This window comes from Pseudarthrobacter sp. NPDC080039, assembly GCF_040702335.1.
In the GTDB taxonomy this organism is placed as follows: Bacteria; Actinomycetota; Actinomycetes; order Actinomycetales; family Micrococcaceae; genus Arthrobacter; species Arthrobacter enclensis_A.
Genome location: NZ_JBFBKY010000013.1, coordinates 68,769 through 89,595, shown reverse-complemented (window position 1 = coordinate 89,595; position 20,827 = coordinate 68,769). Strand labels below are relative to the sequence as shown.

The following is a 20,827-nucleotide window of genomic DNA, read 5'->3' as shown; positions in this document are numbered from 1 at the left end:
CGATGACCGTGACGGGTCATAAGCGGCCTCACCTGCAGCCCTGCGCCTTTGAGGCCGACGTTTTGCCCGTCTGGGAGCAGCGCGAGCGCCCGCTCACGACGGCGATGCGCCAGCCGTATCGATTCAGCCAGTAGGCCAGGGCCGGCCCTGCGATGCTCGCACTTGCGATCAGGGCAGACCGGGAAGCCATGTTCCGGGCGTAGTCCTTGACTGACAACGGCAGCGCCACGGACCGGAGTTGGTGCGTGGCGCTGCCATTGAGGCGGGTTCGACGGAGTTAGGGCGAGAGTTCCTCAAGGACCCGGCCTTTAGTTTCGATGGCGAAGAAGATAGTCACCAGGCCACCGATGAGGGCGACGGCTGCGAAGACGGTGAATACGAGGCTGATTCCGTAGTTGTCCACGATCCAGCCGACCAGGATGGGGCCGATGGCGGAGCCTGCCCGGAGCCAGGCGCTGCCGAAGCCGGTGCCGATGGCGCGGAGCCGGGTTGGGTACAGCTCGGCGGAGTAGAGGTAGAGCGAGAAGGAGATGGTCTGCAGGATGGCGTAGGCGATGCTGGCGAACACGACCACCTGGGTTGCTGAGACGGCGCCGAGGGCGGTGAGAATGACGAGCGGGACGGTCGCGGCCAGGAAGGCGACGGTGTACCAGCGTTTACGGCCTACGCGGTCGATGAGCAGCGCGCAGAGGACGGAGGCCACAACGCCGACGGCGGACGTGACCCAGCCGTAGGCGAGGCTGGTTTGCAGGGGCAGGTTGAAGGTTTGCTTGTAGAGTGTCGGCAGCCAGGTGACCAGGCCGTTGTTGACCATGTAGACGCAGATCCAGAGCATCCAGATCATGAAGGTGCGCTTTTTGTATATCCCGGAGAACAGTTCGCGCCAGTCGGTGCGGGCCGTGGCCTTGGGGTCAACGGGCCGCACCACGGGTTCGGAGAGTGTATGTCCTGCCTTGACTGCTTCCTTTTCGAGCATGGCGACGACCGTCTCGGCCTTGTGGACGTGACCCCTGGATGCGAGCCAGCGCGGTGATTCAGGCATCAGCCAACGCATGGGGATTGTGAGCAGGGCCGGCACGATGCCGACGATGAACATGGCTTTCCAGCCCACGACAGGGACCAGGAAGTAGCCGGCGATGCCGGCAAACATCAGCCCGACCGGGAAGATCACCTCGTAGAGGAGGAAGAACCTGCCGCGCTTCCTCGCCCCGACGAATTCGTTGATGTAGGCGCTGGCGACCGGTACTTCGCCGCCGGTGCCGATGCCTTGGATGAAGCGGAAGATGATCATGGACGTGGCGCCCCAGGCGAACAGGCAGGCGATGTCCATGGAGACGAAGAGCAGGATCGTAAAGAGCAGGACGGGCAGTCGCCCGATTCTTTCGGCGAGGTGCCCGAAGAAGAGGGACCCGAAGATCTGGCCGACGTACCCGGCGGAAAGGATCATTCCGATTTCCCCGGCATTCAGGTGCCATTCCGAGGACAGTTGGGGCATCGCGAAGGCGATTGCCAGGACGGTGTAGGCGTCGAAGAATGTGGCTGACCCGATGACCACGCGGATCAGGGTCAGGCGGCGGGTGAGCGGGAGCCGTTCGAGTCGGGCTACAAGCTCGGCATTGATCCTGGCGGCATTGGGGCCGCCGGCCATGGTTTTGGTGTTGTTCGGCTCGCGCATGGCGAGTCCTCCTTCTCCAGCAGCGATGCTGGGGTCCTCATTGACCAAGAGTGGAGATGGCTAAAGCTTAGGGGAGGATGGCGGGAGTTGCTCCCGCCATCCTCAGGATCCGTGGATCAGGCGCTGACGGTGACCTTGCCGATGTTTGCGGCGGCGAAGGCTTCCGCAATCTCGGTGTCTGCGCCCTCGGGCAGGGGCAGGAGGGGTGTGCGCACTGTGGCGTGGTCCAGAATGCCGCGGTTCACGAGGCCCCACTTCAGGGCGACGGTGCCCTCCATGTGGGACCCTCGGTGGTAAACGTTCTTGGTTACCGGCAGCAGCCGCTCATGAATGGCGTGGGCACGCGGGTAGTCCTGCGCCTTGCCGGCTTCGATCAGTTCAACGAGCAGTTCGGGAGCAATGTTGCCGTAGCCAACGAGCAGACCATCGACATCGAACATGGTCGGCAGCAGGTACTCATCATGGCAGGACAGCACCTGCAGCTCGGGGTACGCGGCGCGCAGCGCGGGGATCTCGGTGTACCACCGGCGCATGTTCCGGACACCGTTCTTCGTCGCAAAGACCCCCTCCTGGCCGGCGATTTCCAGCTGGGTGTCGAGGTCGTAGCTTGCCTTGGTGTTGTCCGGGTACTGGAACAGGATCAGCGGCAGACCGGATTCGTCGTAGATCTCCTGATAGCGCGACTGGGGCGCGCCCTTCTGGTAGCCGAAGCGCAGCCACCCGTGCGAGGGGTAGACGAGACCAGCTGACGCGCCGGCCTCGACGGCCTTCCTGGCTTCGAGGGCCGCCGTCTTGTTGCCCTCCTTCGTGATGCCAGCCACAACCGGTACCCGGCCGTCGGTCGATGCCACGAACGCGCGGATCACGTCCAGCTGCTCCTCTTCGGTGAGGAACGTGCCTTCGCCGGCGTGCCCCAGAACGACGAGGCTCTTCACGCCCTCAATCGATCCGAGCCACGAACCCAGGCGCTGGATTGCAGCGAAGTCGACAGCGCCATCTTCGGTGAACGGGGTGACAGGTGCGGGGTTAAGTCCCCGGAGATCGAGTGCCATTGCAGCTACCTTCTTGTCTTCTTTGATGTTCGGTAGTCCCGCTATGATGAGAACGTTTGCGGGAACGTTTTCAAGTTTGCGCGTGTCGCAGCTCACTGTCAAGAGAACGTTTGCAAGAAGGAGGAATAGAGTGGCTGTTACACCTTTGCTGAAGAGGAGAACCGCGATGGAACGTCCCGCCCCCGCAGGGATTGTCACGCTCAAGGATGTCGCGGCTGCCAGTGGCGTGAGCATCTCGACCGCCAGCCGTGCCCTTGATGAACGCACAACCTCCAGATCCGCGGCGGCAGCCCATGTCCGTAAGATCGCGGAGGAACTCGGATACCGCCGGAACTCTTTTGCTTCAAGCTTGCGGCGTGGTGAGACCCGAACCCTTGGTGTCCTTGTCCCGCGTCTGAGCGACACCGTTATGGCGCTGATGTTCGAAGAACTCGAAAAGGCAGCGTCCTCCCGGGGCTACTTTGCGATGGTCGCCACCAGCGGAGATGATCCCGTGGATGAGCGCAGGGCGGCCGAAACACTCCTCGATAGAAACGTCGACGGGCTGATTCTGGCCACGGCGCGACTCGATGACGAACTGCCCCGGCTGCTGCGCGAGCGCCGTGTAGCGCATGCGCTAGTGCTCCGAACTGACGGCATCAGCCCCTCGGCGCTCGGAGACGACGAGGTTGGCGGCTACCTCGCCACACGCCACCTCATCGACCTGGGCCATCGCAACATTGCTGTCGTTACCGGCCCCGCCTTCACCTCCACCGGAACTGCACGCTTGGCAGGGGCACGCAAAGCACTCCATGAAGCAGGCATCCAGCCGCGCGAAGAATGGCTTATCGCTGCCGGGTACGGCATCGAAAATGGCTACACGGCCGGCGAAACGCTCCTCGCAGGAACACCGCAATCCCGCCCGACAGCTATCTTCGCCGCCAATGACAACATCGCCATGGGTGTAATGGCGGCGGCCCACCGCCACGGGGTCAGCATCCCCGACCATCTGGCATTGGTCGGATACAACGACACCCCGCTGTCCGCCCGGCTGCCGACGCCCCTAACCTCGGTGCACGTTCCCCTGGACCAGATAGCAGCCACCGCCATCGATCTCATCGTCAATCCAGGTACCGAACCCCTCATCCGCCGATCCATGCCCACACTCATCCCACGCCAATCCAGCGGAACGCCCCAGCGCACCGGTACATGAAACAGCACCCCGGCTGACGACGGCAGTTCGTCCCGCCGTCGTCAGCCGGGGTGCTCGTGACCCTACGCAGCCCCTGCGGTCACCTGGGTTGCGAAGTCGTTGACATCCACGGATGCACCGCTGTTGTCGAAATCGAGGTGGCGCGCCTGCTTCCACCGGCAGGAGTCGCCCTGGGCCCCCGCCCAGAACGATTCCCAGTTGGCAAGCTTCCACTCGTCCCGCGGATAGCCTCTGGCAAGCAGCCGCTGGCGCAATGCGTCCCCGGCGAGCCGGACGTGGACCACAATGAGTTCAGCCTCCGGCCACTGGTGCCGGTCCTTGACCTTCGCCAGATAGTCATCGTCGGAGAAGAACTTACCGAAGGGGGCGTCGAGCACCACAGAGTTGCCCGCCCTCAGGTTGTCGCGGCTGAGGTCAAGGATGGCCCCGTACTCCAGCGGCATTATGGTGTTCTGGTAGAACTCATTGTTGTCCCGCTCGTTGGGATCCGAGCCATTGAGCTTCAACAGCAGCTCGGTGAAGCGGATGGTTGCGGTGTCCTTGTCGATGTGAGCCGCGCCAAACCGCTCCGCAAGGTGCCGGCTGACGCTTGATTTTCCCGAACCTGCCGGGCCGATCACAAAGAACACTCTGGGGATGATACTGGTCAACTGCTTGTTCTTCCTTGAACTGACGGGCCTGGGTTACCAAGGGTCCGGCTACGCGGCGGCGGGGGTGCGGCGGTCCTTGACGAACAAGCCGTAGGAGACAGCGCCCACGATCAGAAGCAGGCCGCCGATCAGGAACACCATGGTGTAGTTGCCGCCGGTCGAATCAAGGATAAGACCGGTGACGATCGGGGCCACTGCGGCTCCCAGGAATCCGCCGAAGTTCTGGATGGCACCGAGGGATGCCACCTGGTTGGGCTCGGCAATGTCCGAGGCCAGGGTCCACAGCACGCCGATGGGCACCTGCGCCGCGAAGTAGCCAAGGGACAGCAGGACGATTGCCAGGGCCGTGTTCTCCACATAGGCAACGGGCAGCACGGCTGCCGCCGCGAGGAGCGCGCCGCCCACAATCGGGATCTTGCGGGCGCGTACCACGGGCACGCCGCGGGCTATTGCCTTGCCTGAGAAGATGCCGCCCGCGAGCACGCCGAGGATGCCACAGAGGAAAGGCAGCCCTGCCAGCCAGCCGATCTGGCTGAGGCTGAATCCGCGCGCGGTCTGCAGGTAGCTGGGCAGCCAGGTGAGGTAGACCCAGACGGTGTAGAAGATGCCGAAGGCTCCGATGACCATGAACCAGGTGTTCTTCTTGGTGAGGAGTTCGCCCCAGCCGGCCTGCTTCTCCTTGGGCTGAAGCTGTTCCTCGAACTCTGCACCCTTGATGATGAGCTGCTCCTTCAGCGTGGGGTCGCGGTAGACGCGGAGCCAGACCAGGGCGATGACAATGCCCAGGGCGCCGATCACCAGGAACATCCCGCGCCAGCTCATGGTGAGCATGAGGAACGTCAGCAGCGGCGGGGCGATCGCGTTGGCAATCTGTGAACCCGTGTTAACGATCGAGACCGGGAGGGCACGTTCGGTCTTGTTGAACCACTTATCCGCAACCTTGAGCCCGGACGTAAAGAACGGCGACTCTGCAACGCCCAGTGCAACCCGGGCCGCGTAGAGGAACCCGAAGGAGTTGGCCATTGAGGACAGCATGGACACAATCGACCAGAGGCCGGCGGCCCAGGCAAACATCTTCTTGGGGCCAAACCGGTCCACCAGGTAGCCGGCGGGAAGATTCGCGATGGCGTAAGGCCAGGAGAACGCGGACAGCAGCAGGCCCATCTGCAGGGCGTTGAGGCCGAACTCCTTGGCGATGGTGGTGTTCGCAATACTCAGGTTGTTGCGGTCCATGTAGTTGATGATGCCGCCAATGACGAGCAGGGCGATCAAGTACCACCTGACCCGCACGTTCTTGACTGGCTGGTCCGGGGCGGTACCTATTTCTGCTGAAGCTTGGCTCATGCAGCTCACTCCTTTGTGTTCTGACGGCACGGGTGCCGGTCTGGGGGGTGCCCGGCCTTAGCGGCGGGCGTCTTCTATTGCTGCGAGGAAGGTGCGGGCAGCCTTCGCAACCCGGCCATAATCGCCGTCCTCCTGGGCGGCCTTGGTGACGAAGCTGCCGACCCCGACGGCGGTGACGCCAGCCGCGAACCACGCTTCAACGTTGGCCGGGCTCACGCCCCCGGAAGGCATCACGGGCGCCTGGGGCAACGGCGCCAGGATGGTCTTGACGTAGGCAGGGCCGCCGAGCTCGGCCGGGAACAGCTTGACTATGTCCGCGCCAGCTTCGAGGGTGTTCAGCACCTCCGTGGGCGTGAACGCGCCGCTGGCGGTGACCACCTGGTAGCGGTTGGCAGTGGCGATCATCTTCGGACTCAGCTGCGGGCTGACCAGCAGCCGCGCCCCCGCGGAAATGGAGGCATAGGCGGCTTCGGCGTCGAGTACGGTCCCTGCTCCAACCACGATCCCCTGGTCGCCGTACTTGTCGGCCAGGCGCCCAATGACGCCCAGGGCGCCCGGAACGGTCAGTGGAACTTCCACGGCGCGGATACCGCCCTCGATGGCAGCTTCAGCCACACGGTAGGCCTCATCAGCAGAATCCAGCCGCGCAATGAGCAGGGCTCCGGTGCGGATGATCGTTTCCTGGGTTTCAAATTTATTTAACATCGCTTAAGAGATTAGACCAAAGATTCACAAAGCGGAACACCCTGTGAAAACTTGTTAAGCTGGAGCTACTTCATTCAAAGGAGAAACGTCTGTGAGCCCGACAGCCCGTCCCCTGATCCCCGAGCAGCGCCACCAGGAAATCCTGCGCCTGTTGCGCCGGGAGGGCGTCCTCAGTATCCGCAGCCTCACCGACTACATGAACGTGTCCCACATGACGGTCCGGCGGGACATCACGGCCCTGGAGGATCAGGGACAAGTGATATCAGTGCAAGGCGGAGTGCGGCTCGCGGACTGGACCAGCCAGGAACCCCCGCGGGAGCGCGAGTTCCGCGCACAGCTGGAACTCCCGCGCAAGCAGGCCATTGCCGAGCTTGCTGCCGGTTCAGTGGAAGACGGCATGGTGGTATTCCTCGACGCCGGCACCACCTGCCAGTCGGTGGTGCCCTACCTCGCCGGGCGCCAGGGCCTTACCGTGGTGACAAACGATTTCTACGTGGTCACCAGCCTGTTCACGTACCCGCACATCGAGACGATCCACACCGGCGGGGCTGTGGATCCGTCCAGTGCCTCGAGCTGCGGAAAAATCGCCGCTGACGTGGTGAAGTCCATCAACATCGACCTGTGTTTCCTGAGCACAGGCACGTGGAACATGGCCCGGGGCATCACCACGCCCGTCATGGACAAAGTCGAGGTGAAGCTGGCTGCCCTGGAGGCCTCGTCGTCGTGCTTCCTCCTGGCGGACAGCACCAAGTTCGGCACGGTGTCGCGTTTCAACGTGGCCCCCCTTGAAAAGCTGGACGGCGTCGTCACCGATGACCAGCTGCCGCAGGAGATGCAGGAGAACATCCGCGATCTCGGAGTCACCGTCCAGGTAGCCGCCCTTGGAAAGGCCGCCTGACAGGGCCCGCTGCCCTAAACCGAACGCCCGCCCCGGGACACCGGGGCGGGCGTTGTACAGCGAACGTCAAAGCTGCTTGCGAAGCTCCATTTTCCGGATCTTGCCGCTGGCTGTGCGTGGCATGTCGTCGACCACCACCAGCGTTTTGGGGATCTTGTAGCGGGCAAGCCGCCCGTCAAGGAATCCGCGCAGTTGCTCCGCGGTCAGCGATTCACCCTCGCGCAGGGTCACGATCGCCTGGGGGACCTCGCCCCATTTGTCATCCGGGACGCCGATGACAGCCACGCTCCCCACGGCACGGTGCTCTGAAATGACAGCCTCCACCTCCGCCGGGTAGATGTTCTCCCCGCCGGAAATGATCATGTCCTTGAGACGGTCCGAGACGAACAGGAAGCCTTCCCCATCCCGGTAGCCCATGTCACCGGAGCGGAACCAGTCCCCGTCCGAGTAGCTTGCCGCGGTGGCTTCGGGCCGGTTCCAGTACTCCATAATGACGTTGGGGCCGGAGATCTGGATTTCCCCCACCTCCCCCGGTGCCACCACGCCGCCCAGGGGATCGGCGATCCGGACGTCCGTGAAGAAGTGCGGCAGGCCCGCCGAGCCGGCCTTGTCCCTGGACCGGTCCACGGGAAGCATGGTGACGCCGGGAGCCGTCTCCGTCATGCCGTAGCAGCTGGTGAAGCCGATGCCGCGGTCCTCGTACGCGTCCAGGACCCTCTGGGGAATGGCGGAGCCGCCGCAGGTTAGCTTGTCCAGGGAGCTGAGATCTGCGGTGTCCCATCCTCGGTCCTCGCAGAGCAGCTGGAACGTGGTGGGCACCCCGTTCAGGGTGGTCACCTTGTGCTCCCGGATCAGTTCCAGGACGCGGGCGGGATCGAACTTGGCCTCGAGCACCACGGTGGCACCCTTGAGGAGCATTGGCAGCAACCCCATGTCCAGCGACGCCACGTGGAACAGCGGCGAGATCATCAGCGCCACGTCGTTGCGGTTGATGTCCATGTCCACGACTGTGTTGATGCAGTTCCACGTAATGTTCCCGTGGGTCAGCAGGGCGCCCTTGGGCTTGCCCGTGGTTCCGGAGGTGTACAGGATCATGGCGCCATCGTCATGGCCCACGGCCACGTCCGGGTGGTCCGGAGTTGCTGCCTGCAGCGCCTCCCCGTAGTGCTCCACCGTGACGGAGTGTCCGACGGCGGCAGGCGGCTCAGCGGCGGAAGGTTCCGTCCCGCCGTCGTCGGCGATGACAAGGCGGTGGGTCACCCCGGTGGCTTCCACGGCGGCGGAGGCGGAGGGCTCGAGGGAACTGGCGTTGACCAGGAGCCGGGCACCGGAATCCTGCAGCTGAAACTGCAGCTCGGGCGGCGCCAGCCGGGTGTTGAGCGGCACGAAGATGGCGCCCAGGAGGCCGCACGCGAAGAAGGTCTCCACGAAGGAGGGATGGTTCTCCCCCAGGTAGGCCACCCGGTCGCCCTTTGCCACTCCCCTGACACGGAGTGCGTTGGCCAGGCGGTCGGTCCGGTCGGCGAGCTCTTCGTAGGTGAGCGTGCCGGCTGCCGTACCGGCAGCGAAAAGAAGCGCCGTCCTGGCACCAGACTTCCGGCGGCGGCGGTGCAGCCAGGAGCCAACTCCGTTGTTGTCCATGGTTCTCCTAACGGACCGTGGTGAGGTCGTTGTTCTTAGATTCCCGCGTCAGGGCGATGAAGACAATCGAGACGAGGGCCATGACGGACAGGAACACCACCACCGGGAGGATGTCCTGGCCGGAGTCCTTGTAGAGTCCTGCGACGAGGCCCGGGGTGAACCCTGCGCCGATGAGCGTGGCCAGCTGGTAGCCCACCGCGGCACCGGTATAGCGGGAGGTGGTGCCGAACTGCTCTGAGACGAACGCCGCCAGCGGTCCATACAGGGAGGAGTGCAGGATGAGCGCCACGGTGAAGGCCAGGAAGACCAGGCCCACATTGCCCGAGCCGAGCATCCCGAACATCGGGAACAGGTAAGCGATGAACAGGGCCAGGCCGGCGATCATCACCGGGCGGCGGCCGAAGCGGTCGGACAGGCGGCCGCCCAGCAGGACGAAAATGATGGAGATGGCCGAGGCTCCCGCGAAGGCGTACAGCACGCCCTGCTGCGGTGCGCCCTTGGACACGGCGTACGTCACGGAGAAGGTGGGCAGCACCACCTGGAGGCCGAACCCGGCGGCGCCGGCGAACATGATCATGATCAGCGCCTTGGGCCGGCGGAGGACGTCCAGCAGCGGGATCTTGCGCTTGGTGCCCTGTTCGCTTTCCTTGGCCACGGCCTCGGCGAAGATGGGGCTTTCGGAGACCCGCAGGCGGACAAACATGCCCACGATCAGGAGCACGAAGGACAACAGGAACGGCACCCGCCATCCCCAGGCCAGGAATGCGTCCTGGGGCAGGGCAGAGAACATGCCCATCACCACCGTGCCCAGCACGGCGCCGGTGGGGGCGCCGGCGTTGACGAAGGAGGCGGCGAAGCCGCGGCGCTTGGGATCTGCGTGCTCCAGCGCCATCAGCGCGGCACCGCCCCATTCACCGCCGACGGCGATGCCCTGGAAGACCCGCAGCAGCACCAGCAGCACGGCTCCCCACGGACCGATCACGCCGGCACCCGGAATCACGCCGATAAGGGTGGACGCGACGCCCATCATGGCCATGGAGATGATCAGCATGCCCTTGCGGCCCACCTTGTCGCCGAAGTGGCCGAAGATCATCCCGCCCAGCGGCCGGGCAACGTACCCGGCGGCGAAGGTGGCGTAGGCAGCGACGACGCCCACCCATTCGTCCGTGCCGGCAAAGAAAACCTTGGGGAAAGCGACTGCTGCGGCCGTGGCGTAGAGCAGGAAGTCGTAGAACTCGATGGTGCTGCCCAGATAGCTGGACAGGATGACCGTACGCGCTTCCTTGCGCTTGGCGGCCGTGCCCGCGGGTGCGAGCGTGGTGTGTCCGGACATGGCTGTTCCTAAAGACGGAGGAATGGGGTGTGAAGGTAAGGCTTTTGGGGTTGCCTGGGGAGGCGGTGCCGCCGGGGCGCCGCCTGTGGCGTGGGACTGCTGTTACGTGAGGAAGCGGCCTACTTGTAGAAACGTGCCAGGAATTCGGCGACGACGGCCGGGCGTTCCTGGCCTTCGATCTCGATGGTGGCGTTGACCTTGATCTGGGCACCGCCCTTGACCTCGGTCACCTCAGCGATAGCGGCCTGCATGCGGACCTTGGAGCCCACCGTCACCGGGGAGGTGAAGCGGACCTTGTCCAGGCCGTAGTTGACCTTGGTGGTGACGCCCTCGACGTCGAACAGCTCGCCCCAGAACGGGATGATCAGGGACAGGGTGAGGAAGCCGTGTGCGATGGGTGCACCGAACGGGCCGTCCTTGGCGCGTTCGGGGTCGGTGTGGATCCACTGGTGGTCATCCGTGGCGTCGGCGAACAGGTTGATCTGTTCCTGGGTGATCTGGCGGTAGTCCGTGGTGCCGAGGTCCTTGCCGGACAGGGTGAGAAGGGTGTCGAAATCGACGACGAGATTGGGCATCGTTGCCTCCTGGCAGTTGTTTGTTGCGTGAGGAAGTAGTGGTTCAGCGGGTGAAGGCACTTTCGCCGGTGAGGGCGCGGCCGATGATGAGGGCGTTAATGTCGTGGGTGCCTTCGTAGGAGTAGACGGCCTCGGCGTCGGCATGGAAACGGGCGACGTCGGCCGCGAGGGTGATGCCGTTGCCGCCCACCACTTCGCGGGCCAGGGCGACGGTGTCGCGCATGAACAGGGAGGTTTGCATCTTGGCCAGTGCGGAGTCCTGGTCGCGGTAGATGCCTCTTGCCTGTTGTTCCGTGAGCCTGACGACGAGGGACAGGCTGGCGGTGACATTCCCCAGCATGCGGGCCAGTTTTTCCTGGACCAACTGGAAGGAACCGAGGGTGCGGCCGAACTGTTGGCGCTGGTTGACATAGCCGAGGGCGGCCTCGAACGCGCCGGCGGCGATGCCGGTGGCGATCCAGGCAACGTCCGAGCGCATGGCCCGGAGCATCGCGGCAACGTCCTTGAAGGAGTTGACGTTCTGCAGCCGCATGGCCTCCGGCACGCGGACACATTCCAGCGTGATGTGGGCGTTCTGCATCATGCGCAGGGCGGTCTTGCCGTGGATTTTGTCCAGGGTAACGCCGTCGGCTGTCCGATCCACCAGGAAGGCCTTGACCTGCCCGTCCGCGGTGTCCCGGGCGAATACTGCGAGGACGTCCGCGGTGGAGGCACCGCCGATCCAGCGTTTGGTGCCGTCAAGGATCCAGCTGCCGTCGGGCTGCCGCCGGGCGGTGGTGGACAGGCCCCCGGCGATGTCCGAGCCATGTTCGGGCTCAGTCAGGGAGAAGACGCCCTTGAGCGAGAAGTCGATGACTTTGGGCATCCATTCGGCCTGCTGTTCCGCCGAGGCACCCACGCGGATGGCCGTGCGGAACAGGCCGGCCTGGGCGGTGTACCAAGTGGCCAGCGACGCGTCGGTGCGGGCAAGCTCGAAGATCCGGAAGCCCTGGTAGATGCCGCGGGCCGGGCTGTGTCCTGCACCGGGGACGCCCGCGAGTTCGGCCGGTTCCATCAGGTCCAGGTCGATCAGCGGCCGGGCCAGCTGCTCCGGAAACTCGCCGCGTTCCCAGTACTCGGCCAGGAGCGGCTTGGCCTCCGTGTCCAGGAAGGACCGCAGCCGGGCCAGGACCTGGCGCTCTTCGGGCGTGAGGAGGGACTCGGCGTCATACCAATCCGCCGCTTCGTACAGGCGGGCACCCAGGGCGGCCTCCGCCGTCGTGCTTCCCATGTCAGTCCCCCAGCCCGAGGAGGCGGACCGCGTTGTCCTTGAGGATCTTGGGCCGGACCTCGTCCTTCAGCGGCAGGTCGCCAAACGCCCCGAGCCATTTCTGTGGGGTGATCAGCGGGAAGTCGGTGCCGAACAGCACCTTGTCCTGAAGGTAGGAGTTGGCGGCCTTCACCAGGGATTCCGGGAAGTACTTGGGCGACCAGCCGGAGAGGTCGATGAAGACATTGGCCTTGTGCGTGGCGATGGAGTTGGCCTCGTCCTGCCAGGGCACGGACGGGTGGGCCATGATGATCTGCAGGCCGGGGAAGTCGGCGGCCACGGCGTCCAGGAGGAGGGGGTTGGAGAAGGCCAGCTTGATGCCGAAGCCGCCTGGAAGGCCGGCCCCCATGCCGTTCTGGCCGGTGTGGAAGACGGCGGGCAGGCCCAGTTCCTGGAGGGTTTCCCACAGCGGGTAGAAGCGCTCGCTGGACGGGTCGAAGCCCTGCAGGGATGGATGGAACTTGAAGCCGCGGGCGCCGAGTTCGATGGCCTGGTGCTTGGCTCCGGCGATGGCGTCCTCGCCGGTGCGCGGGTCCACGCTGCCGAACGGGATCAGCACATCGTTGTTCCGGGCGGCGCCGGCGATGAGTTCCGGAATGCTGTTGGGCTCGTGCCTGAGCTGGGTGCGGGCGTCCACGGTAAAGACGACGGCGGCCATGTTCAGTTCGCGGTAGATGTCCGCGATCCGGTCCAGGGACGGGGTCCGGTCCTCGGCTTTGAAGTACTTGGCCGAGGCTTCGGTCAGTTCCTCCGGCAGGGAGCCGTGGCCGCAGCTGTCCACCTCGAGGTGGACGTGCATGTCGATGGCGTCGAGCTTGGTGGGGTCGACGCCCAGTTCGTAACGGTCGGCCATGGTCAGCGGGCCTCGGCGGGCTGTGCGGGCTTCAGGTCCTCGGGCAAAGGCAGGAATTCCTCACCGTAGCTTTGGAGGGTTTCCGCGGTGAACAGCGTCCCCGCATTTTCCTGCAGTGCCTCGTAGCTCCAGCCGCCCTCGCGGTACTCCGTGGTAGCGGCCTCCGGGTGGGTCCACACCTGCAGGCGGTCACCGCCGGCACCGATGGCCTGGCCGGTGATGTTGGCTGCCTCGTCGGAGGCGAGGAAGGCAACCAACCCCGCAACGTCGTCGGCCGTTCCAAAGCCCAGGTCGTGGCGGAAGAAGGACGGCATGGCTTCACCGCGTTCGTCGGCTTCAACGGCCTTCTGGAAGTAGGGCACGGTCTTGGTCATGGCGGTGGCTGCCACGGGGATGACGCTGTTGACTGTCACGCCGGCCTTCTTCATTTCCAGCGCCCAAGTGCGGACCATGCCCACGATGCCGGCCTTGGCGGCGGCGTAGTTGGTCTGGCCGAAGTTGCCGCGCTGGCCCGTCGGAGAACCGATGGTGATGATGCGGCCCCGGACGTTGTGTTCCTTGAAGTAGGCGTGGGCCTCGCGGACGCAGGTGAAGGTGCCCTTGAGGTGGACGTTGATCACCAGGTCGAAGTCCTCGTCCGTCATCTTCAGCAGGGACTTGTCGCGAAGGATGCCGGCGTTGGTGACCAGGATGTCCAGGCCGCCGAAGGTGTCCACGGCTCCGGCCACCAGCGCCTTGGCGGCGTCAGTGGTGCCCACCGGAACCACCACGGCGGTGGCACGGCCGCCGTCGGCCTCGATCTGCGCGACGGCCTGCGCGGCGGTTTCAGCGTTCACGTCATTAATGACGACGGCGGCACCCTGGCGGGCCAGTTCCCTTGCGTAGGCAAGGCCAAGGCCCTGCCCGCTGCCGGTGACGATTGCAACCTTGCCGTTCAAGCTCATGGCCTGCTCCTTCGCATGCGCCGGCCGAAGCCGTTGGGATGGTCCCACTGCGGTGTGAGATCCTTGTTGAGATCAATGAAATTACGCATCATTGAAAAAGTCAACGATTGTTTTTTACACCGGAGTTGTGATGGCCACCTTGGGCACGGAAGTTCAGACCCCCCGCCTTGCGGCAGCAAGGATTGGCAGCGATGTGGGCTTGCTGCTCGCCAAGCTGCATGCCGCCGGCTCGGTGTTGAACAACAAGGCCCTGGCCGACTTCGGCCTCAGGGAGCGCTCGTTTTCTGTCCTCACGCTGGCGTGCAGCGGGCTGGAGCCTACCCAGCGGGAGCTGGCGGACTTCCTCAGCCTCGACCCCAGCCAGGTGGTCACCCTGGTGGACGACCTGGAGCACCGCGGCCTGGTGGAGCGCGCACAGGGAAAGCAGGACCGGCGCGCCAAGATCATCGTCTCCACCGCGGAGGGGCGGAAGATGCACGCCAAGGCCCGCGCTGCCATGGACGCAGCGGAACTGAATCAGCTGGCCGTGCTGTCAGGGGAGGAGTCGCAGGAGTTGAAGCGGCTGCTGCGCAAGGCACTGTGGGGCGCGGCGGAGTAGGCAGGAGCCCCGAGGCCAAGAGTACGGGTTGGGACCGGCGAATGCGCTCTTTGAGGTTTGAAGTGAGACAAGTGCTTCATGTCCGGTGAGGGATCCGTCAACGATCCACTTCAAGTCAGTCGAACTGTCGCCCCGGAACCTTCAATGCCGACGCAAGAAGTGAAAGACTCCACGCATGGCGAATGCTCCAAATTTTGCGATCTCCAGTGATCGGGAAATACGCAAATACATTCTCGTTTTGCAGTGGCCAGCAACATCTGAGGCCGACTTTGATGCGCTTATCTCGATGGAGGAGGCTCTGCTTCAGTCCGATCTCCTGGGCCCGTACAGCATCGTAGACGGGCACGACTTTGGCGCCGGCGAGATGAACATCTTCATCCATACTGATCAACCACTGGAAGCCTTCCAGCACGCGATGACATCACTGGCTACCAACCGGCGATGGGTCAGCGTACGGGCGGCATATAGGCCGATAGATGGCGAACGTTTTGTGGTTGTGTGGCCGAAGGAGCTTGAGGTCTTCTCAATGAGGTGATGCCAGACGTACTAGGGCCGAAAGGAACCTTGCAGTGCGAGCATTTTCGGCATGAGGACGCATTCGTACCTGCTTTAGGACCGGATTCTTTCCCTCGGGCTGAAGAATTGCCACCGGTAAGCCGGTGGCTCAACGAATGCCACTGTGTCCCTTTGAGGATGGCCTTCGGGACGCGTTGCGGCAGGTAGAGTGCGGCCCATGACATTGGGGGATGCCACGCCGAGCCATAGCCAGCACCCGTGGACCTTCGCCGCCGTTTGCGTGATGGTCGCCTCGCTGACACTGTTGGTGTTTGGACTGTCCCAGGCGCCGGTGATCCGACTGCTTCCTTGGTATGCGGCCGCTTATCTCCTGATCGGTGCTTGCATCTTTGTCCCGACCGGGAAGCTTCCGTCGCTGCGACAAGCCGCGGCATTCCTGCTGCCTGGTGCCCTGCTCGTGGTCCTGGCGTTGCTGAACTTGGGCCTCTGGGCCGGTGGCTGGCTGCTTGGACTGCCGGCCTGGGGGCTGATGCTGAACCGATGGACACCGGAGAACCGCCTCCCTGTGCTGCAGGTCCTGAAGTTCTTGGGCCTGCTGGTGCTCGGCCTGCTCATCTTCATGTTCAACGTGATCTTCGTGGTCTTCAGCCCCGGATTATTCGTACTGCAGATCATCCCCTTGGTCCGGCTGGCCTACCCCGAGTACCGCTCCCGGCCATTGCAGGCCGGTGTGGAGGTTCTGCTGGGGCTCGCGGTGGTGGTGGTTGCCTTTGCGATTCCCGCCCCGGGAGGATCTTGGTCGTCGTCCTGGATTGACGCGGGAGGGGCCGCGACAGCCGGGCTTATGATCACATTCTGGGCAGGCGGACTGCCCCGCCGCTCCAGGCGTCTACGGCTTAACAACGGGGCCGTCGTCTAGCCCATGCCCATGCCCATGCCCATGCCCATGCGGATCTCATCGGCTCCCGGTAAGGGATCCCCCTGGCATGACAGGTGCGACCGTCGTTGCACACCTCGCCATCGCTTCAGGACCGGGCGCCGGAGCCGACGCACCAGAGTGCTTGGCGACCTTTAAGCCCACTCACCCAGGCCCTCATCATGCAGCTTTCCTTATCACGGCCCTTGCCAGCGAGATGAGCGAATTTGCCAGAACGCGGATGCTCTCGGGCCTTGCTGACACCCTCAAATCCATCAGCGTCACGCAAGGCACGGCACATCACGTGAACATCGACGGCGGGCCTGTCCTCGGTTGGGCCCTAATCGCGGCCGGTGCCACCGGAATAGCTTGCCAATACCTTGATCGGGTAGTCATGTGGCTTGGAACGGAGCAAGCGGTCATGCCCGGGTCGATCCGTACGACGATGGGCATGCCCCACATGGCGGGGCGTATCTTCTGAGTCCTGCCAGTCAGTGTGCCGGGACTGCCGGCTGGGCAGGGGTTTCCTTTCCGGGTCCGCGGGCGAGACCCACCCGGGCATTGCCGGCGACGTGCACGAGTATGCCGACCGCGAGAAACGCGGCGAGAACCAGAGCGCTGGTGGCGATGACCGCCGGCCAGCCGCCGTCGAGGCTCGGGTTGAGGAAGTCGTAGGGGTACCAGCCGTCCAGGGCACCGCGCACCCAGGAGAAGATCAGGAACACCCCCGGGTAGCAAAGCCAGACGACGGGCCGTCGCCACGGGCCTCGGACGGTGCGCGTGACCAGGAGCCAGTCGAGCCCTGCGACCAGCGGTGCGATGCGATGGGTGACCATCCACGGCCAGTACATGTCCAGCGTCCACCATGGTTCGTCAGGCGGAGCCACGAGCACCACATAAATAATGCCCGTCATCACCAGGTAGAACGCGAGTGCGCCGAAGAGGTGATCCCACCATTGCGGCAGCCGCGCACGCGGCCGCGCGGCAGACACAAGGAACACGAGCCCGAGGACGAGGTTTGACTGGAATGTGAACTGGGAGATGAGCTGGGGGATGTCGACGGAGTTGCCGGGCTGGGTGGCGTCGTATAGCTCCTGGCCGAGGGCCGCGAGCATGGCAAGTCCGGCGCCGCCGCGTACTAGACGGATCCAGAGACGGTCCGGATGCAGCGCCCGGTTGGCGCCCACGTTGCGTTCAACCGGAGGACTCAGCGTCAGCACGTCGCTCATGGCATCAGCGTAGTGTTGCGCCAAGCCGGGCCCCAGGGTCAAAAGGACCGGATTGCCACCGACCGCCGCGTCCGCCACGAGTCCTGTCAGGAGACACGCGGCTTGGGCTGGTGCTGTGACACCCTCCCCAGCTCCGCGAAGCCACAACCCCGCGCACGCGACTGGGAGCACACCCTAAAGGCGGGCGGAAGCTATGCGATCGGGCGGCTTGGTGAGGCGGCGGCTTTGACGATCAGGGCTTAGAGCACGCAAACATAACGGTCCGGATGCGCCGCTCGGCGAGGTTGGCCACCTGGTTGGCCGTCATCTGCGCGAAGCTGGCGCCAAGGAAGGTCGCGAAGGTCACCGGCGGCGGCCCCTCCCGCTCGATTTTGGCACGCATGTGCTGAAACCAGGCAAGGCTTTCGTCTGACGAGTCGACTTCCGAGGCGACATCGAAACCTGCCGACGGGAGGAGGTGGCGCATGTCTTCCAGGGTCGCGGGGAAACTTGTTGACGAGTCAGTGGCCCACGGCACTGGGTAATGCACCTCGCCGCCTTCACCCTGCAGCACGTCGTAAACCACAAACCTTCCTCCCGGCCGGAGGACCCGGAAGGCTTCCGCGTACAGCGCGTGCTTGTCCCGGATGTTCATCGCCACGTGAACGGTCATCGCCGCATCGACAGACCCGTCGGGCAGACCGGTCGCTGTGGCGTCCCCAACCTGGAAGCGGGTGCGGTCCGCCAGGCCTGTCCACTCAGAGAACGCCGTCGCTACATGGCAGAACTCCGGCGTGAGGTCGACGCCCGTGACCGTGCACCCGGTTAACTCGGCGAGCGTCCGCGCGGGGCCGCCCAGTCCGCTGCCGAGGTCAAGTACGTGGGAGTCGGGAGAGAGGGCCAGAGCCTCGACGATTTCCAGAGTCGCCCGACGTCCCCGGATGTGGAACTCGTCAACAGCAGCGAGGTCGGCCGGCCGCAGCGCCGTACGTTCCACGCCGGCCGCATCCAGGGCAGAACTGATGGCCGCCAAAAGCTGACCAGGGCCGGTGTAAAAGGCAGAAACCTCATTCATGGCGCCATCCTCACACCGGGTGACGGCGGGGTCAACGGGAAGCCTTTGCCAGGTGGCGGCGCGGAGCAGGAATGGAGCCCGACGGCGACAAAGCTCCGTCACGGCGTCAGCGGACGATGAAGACGGCGATCCTCACTTCGTCCGGGTACCGCTCGCCGGTACCGACGGCCACCACGTGGTTGAGCCACGACCATTCCTTGGACGCCGAGGAAAACCGGAGTGAACACCGGAAATAGATGGCGGCCGGATCCACCGCTTCACCCCGGTTGAGACTTGCGATGTCCGCCGCCGAGCCATGCCGCAAGGCGCTGTTGTGCACGTGGATCAATGCCCCGTCACCGGTTTGGAGCATGTAGCGGGCGTCGAGCTCGGTCAGTTCCGGGCTGTGCAGGAGCTGGAAGTCGGCACCGCCGGGCAACACTGTGCCGGTGAGCGAGGGCCCGGTTACGGTTCCCCCGGTGATCGGCACAATCCTGCGGTGGCCGGTGGGGGCCGGCCCGGCGTCGATGGGTGACTGCACGTTGACGCTGAGCTCGGCGAGGAACTCCAGCGGCGGCGGGGCGGGCGCCCTCACAGGATCCCCACCGTCAGGCGGCTGGGGAACGCGGCGCCCACGTGGATCCGCTGGTTGGCGGTGACAGCCGCCCCCGAGTCATACGCCAGCATGCCGGTATTGAGGTTCCGGTCCCAGCGCGGATGGCAGCTCGAGGTGACCTGGACCCGGAGCCGCTCCCCCGGGGCGAAGGTCAGGGCTGTCTCCCACAGGCTAATGGTGTACTCGTAAATCCGGCCGGGCTCGATGGGTGCCGGCGGACGCCCCTCCGAGAAAAGCCCGGTTCCGGCATAGGCATTCCGCCAGGACGCGCGGACGATTCCGTCGGCGATTCCAAGGGAGACCCCGTCTGCCGACACTCTGCAGAGCCTGACCACCCAGTCAGTGTCCACGGCGCTCGACGATGCGAAAAGTGTGGCGGTCACGGCGCCAAATATAGTGGTTTGTTCCTCGAACGGCCGGGAGGTAAAGACTGCCACATCGGCGCGCGCCTCGACCACGTCCTGCCGCGCCGGACCAGCCGGAAACGCTCCGGCCAGCATGGTGGCCCCTCCCGTGGTGGGCACTGGATCCAGAGGATCGTAGGCGTAGTCGATGGCACCATCATCCGGGGCGTCGCCAAGCAGCTCCCCGGCGGCGGAAAGGAACCACGACTGTTCTCGTGACGGTTCCGGCAACGCGTCGAAGGCCCGCCAGCGGTTCTCGCCCAGGAAATAGACCAGCACGTTGGGGACGTCCGCCATTGCTTGTTCATCCGCTTTGAGGACGGCGTCAAACCATGCGGTGTGAAGGGAAGAAAGGTCTCCGTGGCCATCGACGATGCCGGCGGAAGCGGCCGCCCCGAAGTGGATGTCCGGATAGCCGCCGGAGAGGTTGGTGTGCGTCCAGGGCCCCAGGATGAGGCGGGGTTCGATGCCGCCGCGGGTGCGGCTGAGGGCTGCCTGGCGGCGGTATTGATCCAGGGTATTCGGCGCGAAGATGTCGAACCATCCTCCGATGTGGAGGGTTGGCAGCGGCACGGGTTCGGCCGACTCGGCATCCCACAGCCGGCAGGAGCTGCTTCCCGGATCCTGGCCGGCGGACGGCGTCACATGGGTGCGGAGGAAGGTCCCCACCCGGGGTTCAAGGTCCCGCAGCGGCAGGACCCCGTAGCAGGAACCGTCGGCGAAGCCAGCGTCCAGGGCAAGCCATTCCCGGAGTTCCTTGCCGCGCCGTTCGGGATCGTCGCCATGCTCACGCATGAGCTCGTTGAGCGATATCGAGGCGTGGCCCCACGCGAGGCGGCTGCCGAGCTCGTGCGCGCCGCCACGGTACAGGCCACCGTTGTTAGCATTGCCGCCCGCCGAGACACCCAGCGCCAGGGCCTTGAGCCCGGCGGGGGCCAAGCAGGCGGCCCGCCACTGCGTTTCCGCGAAGTAGGACCGGCCCCACATGCCAACCGTGCCGTTGGACCACGGCAGGTGCGCGGCCCACTCGACCGTTGCGGCGCCGTCGGATGCTTCATTGACGGACGGTTCAAAGATGCCGTCCGAGCCGAACCTGCCGCGGCAGTCCTGCATCACCACCACGTACCCGGCCGCCGCAACGGTGACGGGATTGAAGTAGGCCGAGTTGACCGCCAGGTCCCGCCCATAGGGAGTCCGCGTCAGCAGCACCGGGAAGGTGCCGCCCGGCGCGTCCGGCCGGTAGACGGTGGACCGGAGGATGGTTCCGTCGGTCATGGTTGCTTCAATATCGCCGTCGACGACGACCGGGTAGCGCACGTGCGTGCCTTTCGTTTGCGTTGTGGG

General features: G+C 64.8%; 20 protein-coding genes. 5 read left to right on the top strand and 15 right to left on the bottom strand.

The genetic code is table 11. From position 1 onward, the window contains the following. Positions 1–277: 277 nt before the first annotated feature. Positions 278–1,675 carry an MFS transporter gene (locus AB0313_RS14655; RefSeq protein ID WP_366306339.1) on the bottom strand — a complete coding sequence of 466 codons (1,398 nt, stop codon included), beginning with the start codon at positions 1,673–1,675 and terminating at the stop codon, positions 278–280. A gap of 116 nt (positions 1,676–1,791) precedes the next feature. After that, entirely contained in the window at positions 1,792–2,727 is a 936-nt protein-coding gene (locus AB0313_RS14650) for a dihydrodipicolinate synthase family protein (protein WP_366306337.1), read from the bottom strand. A gap of 166 nt (positions 2,728–2,893) precedes the next feature. Here AB0313_RS14650 and AB0313_RS14645 point away from each other — a divergent pair, with 166 nt between their 5' ends. Then, positions 2,894–3,919, top strand: a complete 1,026-nt coding sequence (locus tag AB0313_RS14645) for a LacI family DNA-binding transcriptional regulator (protein ID WP_366306335.1) — start codon at positions 2,894–2,896, stop codon at positions 3,917–3,919. Positions 3,920–3,981: 62 nt separating this feature from the next. Here AB0313_RS14645 and AB0313_RS14640 read toward each other — a convergent pair whose 3' ends face one another. The 3 genes from AB0313_RS14640 to AB0313_RS14630 are packed head-to-tail and all read right to left on the bottom strand — an operon-like array spanning position 3,982 to position 6,618. Beyond that, positions 3,982–4,569, bottom strand: a complete 588-nt coding sequence (locus AB0313_RS14640) for an AAA family ATPase (protein ID WP_366306333.1) — start codon at positions 4,567–4,569, stop codon at positions 3,982–3,984. Between the two features lie 48 nt (positions 4,570–4,617). Next, on the bottom strand, positions 4,618–5,913 hold the full coding sequence (locus AB0313_RS14635) for an MFS transporter (protein ID WP_366306331.1): 1,296 nt from the start codon (positions 5,911–5,913) through the stop codon (positions 4,618–4,620). Positions 5,914–5,970: 57 nt separating this feature from the next. Further along, positions 5,971–6,618, bottom strand: coding sequence for a hypothetical protein (locus AB0313_RS14630; protein WP_366306329.1), 648 nt, complete (start codon positions 6,616–6,618; stop codon positions 5,971–5,973). Between the two features lie 91 nt (positions 6,619–6,709). Here AB0313_RS14630 and AB0313_RS14625 point away from each other — a divergent pair, with 91 nt between their 5' ends. Then, positions 6,710–7,516 (top strand): DeoR/GlpR family DNA-binding transcription regulator, encoded by an 807-nt coding sequence (locus AB0313_RS14625; RefSeq protein WP_307309710.1) that lies wholly within the window; start codon positions 6,710–6,712, stop codon positions 7,514–7,516. 66 nt (positions 7,517–7,582) lie between these two features. On the opposite strand, the gene menE is transcribed toward AB0313_RS14625, so the two are convergent. The 6 genes from menE to AB0313_RS14595 form a co-directional block, all read right to left on the bottom strand. After that, positions 7,583–9,157 (bottom strand): o-succinylbenzoate--CoA ligase, encoded by a 1,575-nt coding sequence (gene menE, locus AB0313_RS14620; RefSeq protein ID WP_307309706.1) that lies wholly within the window; start codon positions 9,155–9,157, stop codon positions 7,583–7,585. A 7-nt stretch (positions 9,158–9,164) separates the two neighbouring features. Further along, positions 9,165–10,490 (bottom strand): MFS transporter, encoded by a 1,326-nt coding sequence (locus tag AB0313_RS14615; protein ID WP_366306327.1) that lies wholly within the window; start codon positions 10,488–10,490, stop codon positions 9,165–9,167. 119 nt (positions 10,491–10,609) lie between these two features. Then, positions 10,610–11,065: a MaoC family dehydratase gene (locus tag AB0313_RS14610; protein WP_141944295.1), complete on the bottom strand. Its 456-nt coding sequence runs from the start codon at positions 11,063–11,065 to the stop codon at positions 10,610–10,612. A gap of 43 nt (positions 11,066–11,108) precedes the next feature. Then, complete coding sequence (locus AB0313_RS14605; protein WP_366306324.1) at positions 11,109–12,335, bottom strand: acyl-CoA dehydrogenase family protein; 1,227 nt, start codon at positions 12,333–12,335, stop codon at positions 11,109–11,111. A 1-nt stretch (position 12,336) separates the two neighbouring features. After that, entirely contained in the window at positions 12,337–13,227 is an 891-nt protein-coding gene (locus tag AB0313_RS14600) for an amidohydrolase family protein (RefSeq protein WP_366306322.1), read from the bottom strand. Positions 13,228–13,229: 2 nt separating this feature from the next. Continuing rightward, positions 13,230–14,171 (bottom strand): SDR family NAD(P)-dependent oxidoreductase, encoded by a 942-nt coding sequence (locus AB0313_RS14595; RefSeq protein WP_366306320.1) that lies wholly within the window; start codon positions 14,169–14,171, stop codon positions 13,230–13,232. A 130-nt stretch (positions 14,172–14,301) separates the two neighbouring features. Here AB0313_RS14595 and AB0313_RS14590 point away from each other — a divergent pair, with 130 nt between their 5' ends. The 3 genes from AB0313_RS14590 to AB0313_RS14580 all read left to right on the top strand — a co-directional run bounded on the left by AB0313_RS14590 (position 14,302) and on the right by AB0313_RS14580 (position 16,204). Further along, positions 14,302–14,769 (top strand): MarR family winged helix-turn-helix transcriptional regulator, encoded by a 468-nt coding sequence (locus AB0313_RS14590; RefSeq protein ID WP_307309780.1) that lies wholly within the window; start codon positions 14,302–14,304, stop codon positions 14,767–14,769. Positions 14,770–14,944: 175 nt separating this feature from the next. Further along, a complete protein-coding gene (locus AB0313_RS14585; protein WP_366306318.1) occupies positions 14,945–15,304 on the top strand; it encodes a hypothetical protein in 360 nt (119 codons plus the stop codon). A gap of 198 nt (positions 15,305–15,502) precedes the next feature. Next, positions 15,503–16,204, top strand: a complete 702-nt coding sequence (locus AB0313_RS14580) for a hypothetical protein (RefSeq protein ID WP_366306316.1) — start codon at positions 15,503–15,505, stop codon at positions 16,202–16,204. Positions 16,205–16,692: 488 nt separating this feature from the next. On the opposite strand, the gene AB0313_RS14575 is transcribed toward AB0313_RS14580, so the two are convergent. From AB0313_RS14575 to AB0313_RS14560, 4 genes are all read right to left on the bottom strand, one after another. Continuing rightward, positions 16,693–17,430 carry a Pr6Pr family membrane protein gene (locus tag AB0313_RS14575; RefSeq protein WP_366306314.1) on the bottom strand — a complete coding sequence of 246 codons (738 nt, stop codon included), beginning with the start codon at positions 17,428–17,430 and terminating at the stop codon, positions 16,693–16,695. A gap of 232 nt (positions 17,431–17,662) precedes the next feature. Next, positions 17,663–18,484, bottom strand: a complete 822-nt coding sequence (locus AB0313_RS14570; protein WP_366306311.1) for a class I SAM-dependent methyltransferase — start codon at positions 18,482–18,484, stop codon at positions 17,663–17,665. A gap of 106 nt (positions 18,485–18,590) precedes the next feature. Then, entirely contained in the window at positions 18,591–19,058 is a 468-nt protein-coding gene (locus AB0313_RS14565; protein ID WP_366306309.1) for a DUF3237 domain-containing protein, read from the bottom strand. Beyond that, a complete protein-coding gene (locus AB0313_RS14560; protein ID WP_366306307.1) occupies positions 19,055–20,800 on the bottom strand; it encodes a CocE/NonD family hydrolase in 1,746 nt (581 codons plus the stop codon). The genes AB0313_RS14565 and AB0313_RS14560 overlap by 4 nt, the downstream gene beginning before the upstream one ends. Between the last annotated feature and the right edge of the window lie 27 nt (positions 20,801–20,827).

What these genes read in the sequence shown, in the direction of transcription:
- AB0313_RS14585 (WP_366306318.1), top strand. Translation starts at nt 14,945, where the DNA reads ATGGCGAATGCTCCAAATTTTGCGATCTCCAGTGATCGGGAAATACGC.
- AB0313_RS14650 (WP_366306337.1), bottom strand. Translation starts at nt 2,727, where the DNA reads ATGGCACTCGATCTCCGGGGACTTAACCCCGCACCTGTCACCCCGTTC.
- AB0313_RS14580 (WP_366306316.1), top strand. Translation starts at nt 15,503, where the DNA reads ATGACATTGGGGGATGCCACGCCGAGCCATAGCCAGCACCCGTGGACC.
- AB0313_RS14610 (WP_141944295.1), bottom strand. Translation starts at nt 11,065, where the DNA reads ATGCCCAATCTCGTCGTCGATTTCGACACCCTTCTCACCCTGTCCGGC.
- AB0313_RS14590 (WP_307309780.1), top strand. Translation starts at nt 14,302, where the DNA reads ATGGCCACCTTGGGCACGGAAGTTCAGACCCCCCGCCTTGCGGCAGCA.
- AB0313_RS14630 (WP_366306329.1), bottom strand. Translation starts at nt 6,618, where the DNA reads ATGTTAAATAAATTTGAAACCCAGGAAACGATCATCCGCACCGGAGCC.
- AB0313_RS14570 (WP_366306311.1), bottom strand. Translation starts at nt 18,484, where the DNA reads ATGAATGAGGTTTCTGCCTTTTACACCGGCCCTGGTCAGCTTTTGGCG.
- AB0313_RS14615 (WP_366306327.1), bottom strand. Translation starts at nt 10,490, where the DNA reads ATGTCCGGACACACCACGCTCGCACCCGCGGGCACGGCCGCCAAGCGC.
- AB0313_RS14605 (WP_366306324.1), bottom strand. Translation starts at nt 12,335, where the DNA reads ATGGGAAGCACGACGGCGGAGGCCGCCCTGGGTGCCCGCCTGTACGAA.
- AB0313_RS14635 (WP_366306331.1), bottom strand. Translation starts at nt 5,913, where the DNA reads ATGAGCCAAGCTTCAGCAGAAATAGGTACCGCCCCGGACCAGCCAGTC.
- AB0313_RS14655 (WP_366306339.1), bottom strand. Translation starts at nt 1,675, where the DNA reads ATGCGCGAGCCGAACAACACCAAAACCATGGCCGGCGGCCCCAATGCC.
- AB0313_RS14600 (WP_366306322.1), bottom strand. Translation starts at nt 13,227, where the DNA reads ATGGCCGACCGTTACGAACTGGGCGTCGACCCCACCAAGCTCGACGCC.
- menE (WP_307309706.1), bottom strand. Translation starts at nt 9,157, where the DNA reads ATGGACAACAACGGAGTTGGCTCCTGGCTGCACCGCCGCCGCCGGAAG.
- AB0313_RS14595 (WP_366306320.1), bottom strand. Translation starts at nt 14,171, where the DNA reads ATGAGCTTGAACGGCAAGGTTGCAATCGTCACCGGCAGCGGGCAGGGC.
- AB0313_RS14575 (WP_366306314.1), bottom strand. Translation starts at nt 17,430, where the DNA reads ATGAGCGACGTGCTGACGCTGAGTCCTCCGGTTGAACGCAACGTGGGC.
- AB0313_RS14645 (WP_366306335.1), top strand. Translation starts at nt 2,894, where the DNA reads ATGGAACGTCCCGCCCCCGCAGGGATTGTCACGCTCAAGGATGTCGCG.